This window comes from Flammeovirga pacifica (genome assembly GCF_000807855.2).
Taxonomy (GTDB): domain Bacteria; phylum Bacteroidota; class Bacteroidia; order Cytophagales; family Flammeovirgaceae; genus Flammeovirga; species Flammeovirga pacifica.
Map to the genome: position 1 here is coordinate 2,585,488 of NZ_JRYR02000001.1, position 12,211 is coordinate 2,597,698.

At 29.9% G+C, this 12,211-nt stretch carries 10 protein-coding genes; 6 read left to right on the forward strand and 4 right to left on the reverse strand.

Features of this window, described 5'->3' with window-relative positions:
- Positions 1-5 precede the first annotated feature (5 nt).
- On the forward strand, positions 6-371 hold the full coding sequence (locus tag NH26_RS10115; protein WP_044228001.1) for a DoxX family protein: 366 nt from the start codon (positions 6-8) through the stop codon (positions 369-371).
- 72 nt (positions 372-443) lie between these two features.
- Here NH26_RS10115 and NH26_RS10120 read toward each other — a convergent pair whose 3' ends face one another.
- The 3 genes from NH26_RS10120 to NH26_RS25405 all read right to left on the reverse strand — a co-directional run bounded on the left by NH26_RS10120 (position 444) and on the right by NH26_RS25405 (position 4,409).
- Complete coding sequence (locus NH26_RS10120; protein WP_044228004.1) at positions 444-896, reverse strand: cold-shock protein; 453 nt, start codon at positions 894-896, stop codon at positions 444-446.
- A 397-nt stretch (positions 897-1,293) separates the two neighbouring features.
- Positions 1,294-3,489 (reverse strand): T9SS type A sorting domain-containing protein, encoded by a 2,196-nt coding sequence (locus NH26_RS10125; protein WP_084812131.1) that lies wholly within the window; start codon positions 3,487-3,489, stop codon positions 1,294-1,296.
- A 749-nt stretch (positions 3,490-4,238) separates the two neighbouring features.
- Positions 4,239-4,409, reverse strand: a complete 171-nt coding sequence (locus tag NH26_RS25405; protein WP_158021921.1) for a hypothetical protein — start codon at positions 4,407-4,409, stop codon at positions 4,239-4,241.
- 88 nt (positions 4,410-4,497) lie between these two features.
- Here NH26_RS25405 and NH26_RS10130 point away from each other — a divergent pair, with 88 nt between their 5' ends.
- The 3 genes from NH26_RS10130 (at position 4,498) to NH26_RS10140 (ending at position 8,219) form a co-directional block, all read left to right on the forward strand.
- A complete protein-coding gene (locus NH26_RS10130; RefSeq protein WP_044228010.1) occupies positions 4,498-7,002 on the forward strand; it encodes a CHAT domain-containing protein in 2,505 nt (834 codons plus the stop codon).
- Positions 7,003-7,018: 16 nt separating this feature from the next.
- Positions 7,019-7,663, forward strand: a complete 645-nt coding sequence (locus NH26_RS10135; RefSeq protein WP_071397139.1) for an RNA polymerase sigma factor — start codon at positions 7,019-7,021, stop codon at positions 7,661-7,663.
- A 64-nt stretch (positions 7,664-7,727) separates the two neighbouring features.
- Positions 7,728-8,219 carry a hypothetical protein gene (locus NH26_RS10140; protein WP_044228051.1) on the forward strand — a complete coding sequence of 164 codons (492 nt, stop codon included), beginning with the start codon at positions 7,728-7,730 and terminating at the stop codon, positions 8,217-8,219.
- 467 nt (positions 8,220-8,686) lie between these two features.
- Here NH26_RS10140 and NH26_RS10145 read toward each other — a convergent pair whose 3' ends face one another.
- On the reverse strand, positions 8,687-9,658 hold the full coding sequence (locus NH26_RS10145) for a helix-turn-helix transcriptional regulator (protein WP_044228054.1): 972 nt from the start codon (positions 9,656-9,658) through the stop codon (positions 8,687-8,689).
- Positions 9,659-9,844: 186 nt separating this feature from the next.
- On the opposite strand from NH26_RS10145, the gene NH26_RS10150 reads away from it, so the two are divergent.
- The gene (locus NH26_RS10150; RefSeq protein WP_044228057.1) at positions 9,845-10,279 is read left to right on the forward strand and encodes a cupin domain-containing protein; all 435 of its coding nucleotides are present in this window, start codon (positions 9,845-9,847) and stop codon (positions 10,277-10,279) included.
- Between the two features lie 277 nt (positions 10,280-10,556).
- A complete protein-coding gene (locus NH26_RS10155) occupies positions 10,557-11,795 on the forward strand; it encodes a C45 family autoproteolytic acyltransferase/hydolase (protein ID WP_071397140.1) in 1,239 nt (412 codons plus the stop codon).
- Positions 11,796-12,211 lie beyond the last annotated feature (416 nt).

Below are 12,211 nucleotides of genomic sequence, written 5' to 3' on the forward strand. Positions count from 1 at the left end.
TCGTTATGAAAAACAAAACACTAATTATCTACCGTGTGGTCACAGTCCTATTTTCTTTAATGATCTTTATGGGTGCCACTATGTATCTTGTCGATCACGAAAATGTTGTTGGAAAATTTGAAACATTAGGCTTTCCTCCTAATCTAATTTATTTCATGGCTGTTGCTAAATATTCCGGACTTGTTGCTATATGGCAAAGAAAGTCGAGTACACTAACAGAATGGGCGTATGCAGGTTTTACCATCAATTTACTTCTAGCCATTTTTGCACACGTAAACATAAGTGATGGAGAAGCGCCAGGAGCCATTGTTGCTTTAGTTCTTATGGCGGTATCTTATGTTTTTTATAAAAAAAATCAGGCAAAAAAATAAAGCTATTATTAGTATAGCTTTATATATAAAAAAACACCTTTGATATTTTAGTATCAAAGGTGTTTTATTTATCTATGCTTTTGTTACGTTCGCACAAGCTTTACCTCTTGGTGTATCTTGAATATCGAATTCAACAAAATCGTTGTCTTTAATATCGAAACCTTTTTCCACGTCATTGATATGGAAGAATAGCTTTTGTCTTCTTTCCTTCTCGATAATAAAACCAAAACCTTTATCAGGGTTAAAGAATTCCACTTTACCTTTTTTCTTAGATGGAACCTCATTGTTACGAGAAATAGAAATTTGGATATCTTCTAACTTGATTTCCTCTTTCTCTTCTGTTGGATCTGGAGGAGTATCAACAATATTTCCATACTCATCCACGTAAGCCATCATGCTTTCAAGATCAGCTCCTTTGGTTTTATTCTTTTTGTTTTCTTCTTTTTTAGCAAGTTTATCTTGCTTTTTTTTCGCTTTTTTCTTCTGCTTTTCTAACTTATTAAATGCTTGTTGCGATTTTGCCATTATTATGTTTTAAGATGTTTTGCCAAGTATAACTAAATAAGTATCTGAACATTTAATTTAAAAATCTGCGACACATCGAGATGCAAATGAAAAATATTTATAAAGTCATGTGTAAACGGATTCGTTTACCTTATGCACTATAAAGGTAGTGAGAATAAAAATGGTTTCATAAAAATTCTAGTATCTTCATAGATTACTATCAAATAGTTAGGATAAGTTTGATATTGAAAGGCATTTTTTTAACAATCTTCTATAATTTATTTCAAAATTTAGTCTCCTGCTTCTACGATCAAATTTTAATAAACTAATAGACAATAAGATTGATGGGATTAAAAATTTTATAAAAAAATAAAGGGTTAAAAAATTCAACCCTTTATCGTCACATTAATTATTACTATTATTTTCTAACTATTTTTCTTGATACAATCCCTTGAGGAGTTTCAATTTTCAATATGTATACTCCCGTATTAAGCTTTGAAATATCAATTACATTTTGATTAGAAGTCATTAAAATCTGCCCTGAAAGCGATATTATTTGACTCTTTAAAACACCTTTAATTCCTGATAATTGAATAACACTATCACTTGGAACTGGATATACTTTTAATTCTTTTAATTGATCTTCTAATCCTAAGGGGTTATCAACATTACCTGTATTAAATGTAGATCTTTCTAGTGGAACAGATAATTCGTATGTTTTTAAGATCATAGTGGTAACATGACCTCCTTGATCATTAAATGATAGAGATATTGTATTATCCTCTTGAAGTAATTTATAATCGATAGGAACTTCCAACACCCCAAAGAAACGATCTCTATTCTCTTGTTCGTTACCTCTCCAATCGTTAGGTAATTCTACATTTGTTCCGTTCACTTTTAAAGTTGGACGTAGAGATTTATCAAATTCTCTGCCTAAACCTATTCTCAATATCGCCTCACCAAATTCTGTTGTATTGATATTATTAATACTAAATGACACCTCTTGATTCGCTACAATGGGCTGCAAATATTTATCTGCATAATACAGTTTTTCCGTTTTGGTCTCAGACAAAAGAATATCAGATGCTAAAGTATATTCTAAAATCATGGTAGCTTCAGATCCCAATGTTACCTCATCAATATGTTCTTGATGATAAGTCGTATCCAGTTGTGTTAAAAGATTAGTTTCATAAGCATGCTTTATCATAATTTCACTAATTGGATAATCAGAGATATTACTAAAGTTCAACTTTACTTTTCTTTCTTTTTGATCTAAATTACTTAAAATCAAAAAGAATTTATTTCCATTAATGTAGGCATCAGAAAGTAAATCAAAGTCTGTAGATTTTGTATCGATACGTGTTCCTTTCACATTAGTCCACAGTTCAAAGAATTTTAATATATCTGTATATACATAACCTGAATGGGGATCTTCTCCTTCTACTTCTCCAATTTCTCTCATTAATCTTGGTCCATAAGAATTGTACTCATCTTCAGCTTTATCATGCGCCCATGTTGCTTTTGTTAAGACGAATGGAATTGCGTTGATAATTTGATCTTGACGTTCCATTAATTGTAACATCATTGAAGAAAAAGAACGTACATTATACCAATCTCTTTCAGCATAATAAGGACCATCACAACTTGGGCAAAACCATCCATATTCAGAAATCGACCAAGGCTTTACCTCTCCTAATTTAATCATACTGTAATGATTAATCATATCCATGATCGCTTCTATATTGCTGCCTTTTCTTTGCTTTTCAGCCATTGTGTCTACATCCCCTACATAATCATATAAATGGAATGAAAAGAAATCCATTTCTTCACCTGCTTCATCTATAAATAATTTCCAGTTTCTTTCCCAATGTCCAAAATCATGGTCTTCGAAAGCAGGATGTGCTGCTGTATAACCACCAACCATAACATCCGGATGGTCTTGCTTAATACGTTTAGCAACCACATTATGCATTTGAGCTATCTCTATATTTGATGTATTGTATTGATATGCTTTTACAAAAGGTTCATTCAATACTTCTATCATTTTAGGTTTTTGTTTTCCAGATGTTCCTCCTTGACCGAAATAATAAGTAAGGTAATTAGTGAAAAATTCTGCTACTGCTTCAGTTCCCTCATAAGACCATGGAGAGGCATCACTGCAACATGAACTAGGGCTAGTTAACTGACCATTTGGATACATCGGCCACATTTGTCCTCCTTCCATCATGTTGATTTCACGATTTTCTAAAAGGTGAGCGTTTGTTTTAGTTGCATAGTTTTTAATGGTCTGTTGTCCTTTTTCTTGCATATGAGAAACATCAGGCCAACCTGCCTTATTAGGATCTTGTCGTATTTGATTAAATTCCCAAACTATAGATCCATTATTTCGTCCTAAATAGACATCATAATCATTTAAAAAAGACGCTTGTTGCTCGTTACTGTCCCATTCGTTACCAACAATACTTTCATGAAAGACCATAAATTTCTTACGATCAAACTCCGAACTGTTACCAACAATATGTTTTACATTTAAATTAATGTCCAAAGTATCTTGGCCAAAAGACATAAAACAATAAAGGAAGAGAGTAATAAAAAGTAGAGGCTTGTTATTCATTGTCAAATTAAGTGTAAGTAAAAAAATTCATTTCATTCTTACAGCCAAAAGTACGACCACCCATTTCCTATTAGTGAAATAAATATTTGAAATTTAGGGGAGAAAGTAATTGTTCAGTTATTGATGAGTTTAAAAATTTCATACTGTAGAGGTGGGATTTTTTTATTTTAGAATGATTTTCAAACAACATTCACAGATTGTATTTTATCCTTTAAATAGGTCTATTTATTAAATGATCAAAAACCTTAGATCATTTGAAGTGATTGATATTAACCGTCTATTATCCATACTGATTCTTAAATGGATAATGCTTTTGCACTACAAAAGGAGATTGATTGAATTAAAGGTGAAGAATCTTTGTGTGGTAAAAAACTATCTTGAAAAAACATTGTAAATGATAAAAGGAGGAAAAATTCCTCCTTTTATCTACCTTTTGTATTTAACTTTCTATTGTTACATATTCTTCTATTTTTATCTTATTTGAGCGTAATGCTAGAACAGTTCGAAAACTGTTCTAGCTACTCATTGTTCTGTTTTTAGCGTAAGTTCCTCTTAATTGAGATAAACTTATTTTGAGATAATAGTTAATTTTCTTTTTAAATGTCTTTGTAGTAACCGGTATTTGGTGTCGTATTCCTTTTCTATATTCAATTTTATTTCTCTAATTAACTGAGGTATTATTGATATAGATATCAGTTACTATTTCTATGAAGAATATTTATATATTTTTTTTGAAATACAAAATTATATTAGTTTTCTTTATTAATTTTTTCTTCATCATTATTATTTCCCCCATCTAAACCTGTTGCATTTATAGTTTTCTCATACTTTATTGGCTCTACTTCTTGATTGATACCACTATCGCAAGATGTAAATAGAACACAAGTAAGAAGAAAACCGAAAAATGAAAAATACTTCATAGTTTTGAAAAAATTGTTGAAACTTCGTTAATTGTCATCTATTAGATCCAACACACTCATTTTTGTAATCAGCTTAACTTAAAAAAAGATGTTTTTTTTATTATCTTTTTTCTATATAACACTTAATACATTGAATCCCAGTGAATTAAAAGAGAAGGGAGTCAATGAATTTTTTAATAAAGATTTTGATACATCTATCAAAACATTTCAACAATTAGAAAAAATCACAAATAATAATGATTATGAATCTTATGCACTTTATGCTTTAGGTCATATTTACGGTAAAGAAAAATTAGACACAAAATTAGGAATAACATATTTAGAAAAAACACTACCTTATATTAGAAGCAAAAAAAACAACTTTGATTCTCATCATCTAACAATATATTACTTACTCGGAGAATATTATTATGCGTTGGGCAATATTGACTCTTCTGAATGTTATTTAAAAGAAGGATTTAATTTATACCTTAATAATCAAAAAGATTTCAATTTACCTGCCTCTTTTATTCAACATTTAAGTAACATCTATTATCGAAAGCATGAGTATCATATGAGTCAGGTAATTTTAGATTATGGTTTACAAAATCTAACACACACAAAATCAAGTCTATTAATTAATCAATTAAGTACAAATGTACTATTAAATGATTCGATTGCAGTTGAAAAATCATTTAAAAAAATTAGTCAGAATAGTCATACACCTTCTTCTACAGGTAATCAATTTTATCATATGGGAATTTATGCTTTCAATAAAACGAATTATGAAGAATCTATTAATTATTTGACATTATTTTTAAATACCTACAAACAATATCTTCTTAAAAACACTAATGACTTCTTTTATAGTACAGATGAAATATTATTTAGAAATTATTATATCTCAAGAACCTATTTAAAACTAGCAGAGTGTTATGAAAAAATTGGAGAACCCAAACAACAATTAGAGGCATTGTCAACTTCTTTAGAATATTATAAAAAAGTAGAAGGGCTTACTCACATTGATGTCACAAGTATTGGTTTGCAAATCTTTAGATCATTAAAAGATTATAATGAAACCCATGATGTTTCCTCAAGTATCAATTACTTAGATTCTGCTCAAAAAATTATAGATGATAATTTTTTAGTAAGAAATGATACCAATGAAATTATGAGGTATGAACTGATGCTTCAACAATATTATCAAGGAAAATATGCTGCTACTTTAATTGACAAAAGAAATCATTATTGGAAAAGCTATCAATACTTTCATGATTTTATCTGGCAACAACAAAAAGATGATGACCAGTTGTATCATTTTCAAGAATTGAATGATATTCAAGATGAATGGATTGATTTCTTCAGTAAATCTCATCAAGAAACAAAAGATTTTGGTGATCTAGCCAAAGCTTTGGAAATTATTGAGAATGCGAAATCGAATATACTTAAAAAGCGTTCCTCTGGGTTAATTGACCCCGATTTTATGACGTATATAAAAAGTGATTTCCTTATTAGTGACAAGTCCAATCAAAAAAGTGTATCCCCTAGATTTTCTTCAGAAAACTTAAAAGAATACTTCGAAGAAAATTATGACGACAAATCATTTATCTCTTATTACTATACTAATCAAAACTTTTATAGAATAGGATATAATGAAGGAAACTTCTACCTCGATATTTTTGACTTTGAAGACAATGCACTAAATAAACTTGTCAAAGTTTTTCATGAAAGTAATTATTTTATTGAAAGAGCATTTATTCAAGACCTAAATAATTTTGGGCAATATATTTTACCCAATTGGGTCAATTCAACGGATAATCAAAGGTTAGTGATCTCCTCTTATGGTAAATTAAATAGTATTCCTTTTGAAGTGCTCATATTTAACGAAAAATATTTGCTTGAAAGTTTTGCTGTAACCTACTCCTACTCTCTACATTACGATAAAAAATATTTATCGGCTAATACGTTACATGAAGAAGTGGTCACTTTTGCAATTGCACCTTTTGCCAATAGAGATTTGAAGTATACAGAAAATGAGGTTAAAAATATTGTCACAGATTCTGACTTACTTATCAATAAAGAAGCTACATACAATTCTCTTCAAAAAGCATTATCTAATAAAAAATATAATGTATTACATTTTGCTACACATTCAATATTTAAAAGTATTCCCCAAGATTCATATATATCCTTATTTCCAGATTCATCTTCTAAAACTAAGATCACATTTGACGAAATTTCTCATATCAATTTACAACACATTAACCTTGTTGTTTTAAGTTCTTGTCAGTCGGGTGTTGGTACATTTTCTAAGGGAGAAGGTGATTTAAGTTTACAAAGAGCATTTGCATATGCAGATATTCCTTCAGTAATTGCAGGTAAATGGAAAGTAAATGACAAAGCTTCTGCAATAATTATTCATCATTTTTATAAATATTTGTCAGAAGGTTGGGAAAAAGATATAGCACTTCAGAAAGCTAAAAAACTATATATAGAAGACCACGAACATATGTATTATAACCCAATGTTTTGGGGTGGTTTAGTTTTAAATGGTAATAATGATGCAATAGTCCCACCTTCAATTGAAACACGATTAAGGAAACTTTTATATTAAGTTAGCGACTAAAAAAATGAAAACATTTTTCCTAAGGACCAACTACACTTCAGAAAAAATAATACACAACATTAAATCAAGAACCAACTATGAAAAAACAATTGAACATATCTACGACAAGTACTTCATAAGTGTAAAAAAGATCGTCAATCAGTTTGGCGGCTCTTCAGAAGATGCTGAAGATATTTTTCAGGATGCATTAGCTAAAGTAATTTGGAGTATTGATGAGGATAAATTTTTAGGAAAATCACACATTTCTACATATCTCATTACTATTTCCAAAAACATGTGGTTAAAAACCATTCAGAAAAAAAATAAATATCAATCTACCTCTTTAGAAGAACAACACATCAATCAGTTAAAGGGAGATGATGATCTCTTGGATGAAATTCCTTTGGGAAATGAAGACGATCTTTACACCAAAAAACTGTTCGAAGAGTTATTAGAAAAAATTGGAGAAGACTGTAAAAACATTCTTAAAAAGTATTATTTTGATAAATTATCTTATACTCAAATTCTCGATGAAAAGAAAAATAAATACTCTTCTGAACAAGCTCTTAGAAATAAAAAAAGCCGTTGTTTAAAATATTTAAAAGAAGGATTACAGGAAAAAGTTAAAGACAAAAACAGTCTATTAAATATAATTTCTTCCTGTCTTTGATTACAAAATTATAAAAATGTACTCTAATTAATAAGCAAAACAAAACCTTCATTTTAATTTATTTATGGACAATTCGACAGTACAAAAAAGAATTCAAATCTCTTACAGAAGCCAAGAAATTAAAGGCATAAGAGAGAAGATGAAGAAAAACCAAGGTAGCTCTCCGTACATTAAAATTTCTTCTGCTGCTGCAATCATTACCCTTTTCTTGGGTGTAGCTCTTTATGTTAATAGTTTGAATGTTGATGATTTTATTAGATCAACTTCGTACAGCTATACTACAAGAGATGCCTCTCCTGAAGTAAAAAACAATTTAATGATTGCCTCTGAGGAATTATTAAATCAAAGGTATCAGTATGTGATTGATTTACTCCAAAATGAAAAAGATTCTGATCACAAAGATTGGTTATTATTAAATGCTAATCTTGGCTTGAGAAATTTTGAGTATGCAGAAATGCTTATGGATGAAATTCAAGGCGATTCAAAACACCTCTATCACAATCGTATCACGATTAAGTTTAAGTTAGATATTTTCATGATGCGAATGTTCCTCTAACAAATCATCTACTTGAGCTTTGAATTCAAAAAACCAACTACCATCTATTTTTCAAATACGGTCTTATTAAAAAAGAGAAAGCAAAATTAATCTTATTGCGCTTATTTAAACTATTTCTATTTCATTCATTTTTGAAGGAATATGCTTACGATTCTCTAGATTATTTTGATAATGTATTATTAAATTAGGTGGTAGTTTTTTTTACACCTATAATTCTCTGATAGAGAAATACTTAAAACTATTATTTTTTTTCGTAAATTACTGATATGAAACATATTAAACGAAAACTATATAGATCAAAATTAGAAAAAAAGCTTTCATTTGCTTTACAGCTAATTACAGTTATTACTCTTATAGGAGGAATATTTATTAAATAAATCATTTCATTTCCTCCTTATATAACTACATAATAATGGTGTGAGAGCAAGGTGCTTGATGGAATAAAATCACTATTAAAGGTGAGCTTCTTATTTTTTATCTCTTAAAACTGAAGGGGCATATCCATAGTTATTTTTGAATACTTTACTCATATGTGCCACATGACTAAAATTCAAATCAATAGAAATCTCTGTTAAACTCTTTCGTGTTTGTGATACCTGACGAAAAACCTCTTCTATTTTCTGCTGATTATAAAACTGTAATATAGGTTGCTCAAAAATTGATTTAAATACCCTATTCAGTTTCGAAATACTCATTCCATATTTTAAACTCAAATCTGTCAGATTAGGCTGTTCAGTAAAATCTGATAAATATTCATCCTTTATCTGCATCATTATTTTTAAGTCCTCTGGATGAATATTTTTCTTAAAAGGAGATCCTGCATTTTCCATTTTCTCTTTCAAAACACCTATGATATCAAGTGCTTTTGTAAAAAATGAAATGTGTCGTCTTTTGTCTTTATCTACATTTGTGATAATTGTTTTTACTAAACCTTCTATCTCTGCGTCTAAAGAATAGTAATTAAACCAAGGGGTTTTGTCTTCAAATAATGCCTTTAGCTTATAGGATGAATTTACGTGTGTAAACTTATAAAAAAGAGAGAGTGAAAAACGAATTGAAATCCATTGACATTCTGTTTCGTAAGGATACTCTATTTCAAAAGGTTGGCTAGAATTGTAGATAAAAACACCTAAATTATTAAATTTATTAGTATTCTCTTTCCCATGAAATGAACCCGTAAAACCTATTCTGATGACAATATAATGTTCCTGTTCCTCAGGCTGATTGATGACAACAATAGGTTTCTTAGCATTCATACTAAATACACCTACATGCATTTCTTCTAGAAAACAAAAAGAGTGTGCATCTAAATCACACCAACTATTTTTAATACTCATGTGTTCACCATCCCATGTTCCCTTAAGGTCTTTTGCCATTAATTCATACCCTTGGTGAGGTTGATTTTCACTTGAGCTAATTTTGTAAATATCTTCTTTCATATATATATAATACTTATGATATATGAGACAATATACAAATTATAGATTGAGATATTAAATAGTAGAAAGATCTACATTTCATTATATAAATAAGATTTTGTACTGTATCATTAATCCAAAGTTATACTGTTCTTAATCGATTTAATATAATGTAGTTTGTAGTGTTGTTACCTAAACCCTATAACTATGAAAGAAAAAGAAGTCATTCGTAATGGAGAGGGAGATAATTATAATTATTCTCAAGACCACTGTTTTGTGAAGTTATCTTCACATCATACCAAAGGTGAATTAAGCTTTGTAGAAGACACTTTAAAACCTGGATTCTATTTAGGAAGACACCATCATAAAATCATGACAGAAGTGTTTTACATACTTGAAGGTGAAGTGGAATTAATTTTTGATGATGAAACAATTATTGCTAAAGCTGGAGATACTATAACTGTTCCTCCAGATACTTGGCATGCTGCTAAATGTGAAGCCGGCGGAAAAATGCTAAGTATATTTAAGAATGGTCAATTTGATTTGTACTTAGAAAAGCTATCAAAGCTCTCTGATGCAGATTTTGAAGATGCCAAAAAAATGAAAACTATCAATGCTGAGTTTGATATCTACGAAGCATAGATAATACAAGGACTCTAACTTTAACAGTTAGAGTTTTTTTTATAACTATAAACGCTCTTTTAATTGAATAACCACCGAAAAACATCTACTCATTAAAGAAATAATTCATTCTAACGATTTCATACAACCGCTTGCTCATAACGTACAAAAGATTCCTTTTCCTAACCATGATATTTGTAATGTAATCAATCGGGAATAGCAACAAAATACAGTTATTCAGATCATTACAAAAATTCAAACACCTCTTCGGAGATCAATTTTAAAATAAAAAAATATCATGAAAAAAGTTACAAATTTCGTTTTCGCTCTTATCGCTTCTTTAGCTGTTTCTACTACTTTATTTGCTCAGGAAAATCAGAAAAAAAATGATTTGAAATTAATTAAAGAAAGTGGTGAAGGAAAACTTTATGAGGCCAACGGATTCTTAATTCCGGTTATCTCTGGTTCTACTTTTGAAATGGGACAACAATATGGTGCTTTGATGGTCGATGAGATGGAAAAAGTTTATAACCTATTAATTAAAAGTTCGATTGATAAAGGGGAATTAGACCAAGAAACTATTTCGTTTTGGGTCAATAGAGCTTACGGGACTGGTTCTCTTAGAACAAAAAGATTTTACGATGGGGTAGCCGAAGGTACGGGTTGGTCATTAGATAAAGTTGTCTTCCTTGATCAAGTAATGGAGTTCGGTATCTATGAAGAAAAACTACATTCATTTGCAGGTTGTACTTCTATTGCTTCTTGGGATGAGCAGTCGAAAGATGGAAATATGTACATTGGTAGAAATATGGACTGGAGTCCTGCCTTTAATAAATTCCCTACAGTACTTACTGTTAGAAAACCTAACGATGGTTCTTACAAAATGGCCACTACTGGATGGGCAGGTATGTATTGTGCATTTACTGCTATGAATGAAAAAGGAGTGTATATCGATTTACACGATGGTACTAGTATGGGTGGTTCTTTAGTATTTAAAGAAAGACCGTCTATCCTTAATACGCTTACAGATATGTTGAGTGAGTCAGATAATTTAGATGCTTTAAAAGCTAGATTCAATGGTATAAACAACAGTACTTCTGCTATTTTTACTATTGCTGATAAGAACAGTGCTGCATCTATGGAATGTTCTTCTTTAAATGGTAACAGATTACGTTTACCTGAAGGAAACTCTATTACTGTTGTGAACTCGTTCTTAGGAGAATCTTGGGGACTTGGTAAAAGAGAAACAGTAAGTAACTCTCTAAGACGTTATGCAAATATGACAGACCGTCTAGCTGAAAATAAAGGCCAAATGGACGCTCAAAAAACAAAAGATTTAATGGATATCAGATTGTTCAATGATGACAATTCTTTCAAAGATAATGGTGGATGTACTAAACCTGCTTTACAGGATGCTGACATCACCAACTACCAAACAGTTTTTGATATTAATGCTCAAAAAGTATACTTAAAAATACCAGTGCCTGAGTATTTCGCTGATTGGACTGAGATTGATTTAAATACATTATTCAACTAATCTTTAGTTAGAGTAATCCTTTATAAATAACACGAGCCTCCTTAAAGGTTCGTGTTTTTTTTATACAAGAAACTTTACAGATTCCTACATAAAAAAATGTATACTGCTTCTCCCCCACTTACTATAAACTCTCAAAAACTAATCAATTAAAACTCATATAAAAGACAAGGAAAAAAGATTTTTCACACACAATTCACATTCTAACGATTTCATACAACCGCTTGCTCATAACGTACAAAAGATTCCTTTTCCTAACCATGATATTTGTAATGTAATCAATCGGGAATAGCAACAAAATACAGTTATTCAGATCATTACAAAAATTTAAACACCTCTTCGGAGATCAATTTTAAAATAAAAAAATATCATGAAAAAAGTTACAAATTTCGTTTTCGCTCTTATCGCTTCTTTAGCTA

Excerpts from the sequence above, each read along its gene's own strand:
- NH26_RS10115 (WP_044228001.1), top strand. The coding sequence starts at position 6 with ATGAAAAACAAAACACTAATTATCTACCGTGTGGTCACAGTCCTATTT.
- NH26_RS10120 (WP_044228004.1), bottom strand. The coding sequence starts at position 896 with ATGGCAAAATCGCAACAAGCATTTAATAAGTTAGAAAAGCAGAAGAAA.
- NH26_RS10125 (WP_084812131.1), bottom strand. The coding sequence starts at position 3,489 with ATGAATAACAAGCCTCTACTTTTTATTACTCTCTTCCTTTATTGTTTT.
- NH26_RS25405 (WP_158021921.1), bottom strand. The coding sequence starts at position 4,409 with ATGAAGTATTTTTCATTTTTCGGTTTTCTTCTTACTTGTGTTCTATTT.
- NH26_RS10130 (WP_044228010.1), top strand. The coding sequence starts at position 4,498 with ATGTTTTTTTTATTATCTTTTTTCTATATAACACTTAATACATTGAAT.
- NH26_RS10135 (WP_071397139.1), top strand. The coding sequence starts at position 7,019 with ATGAAAACATTTTTCCTAAGGACCAACTACACTTCAGAAAAAATAATA.
- NH26_RS10140 (WP_044228051.1), top strand. The coding sequence starts at position 7,728 with ATGGACAATTCGACAGTACAAAAAAGAATTCAAATCTCTTACAGAAGC.
- NH26_RS10145 (WP_044228054.1), bottom strand. The coding sequence starts at position 9,658 with ATGAAAGAAGATATTTACAAAATTAGCTCAAGTGAAAATCAACCTCAC.
- NH26_RS10150 (WP_044228057.1), top strand. The coding sequence starts at position 9,845 with ATGAAAGAAAAAGAAGTCATTCGTAATGGAGAGGGAGATAATTATAAT.
- NH26_RS10155 (WP_071397140.1), top strand. The coding sequence starts at position 10,557 with ATGAAAAAAGTTACAAATTTCGTTTTCGCTCTTATCGCTTCTTTAGCT.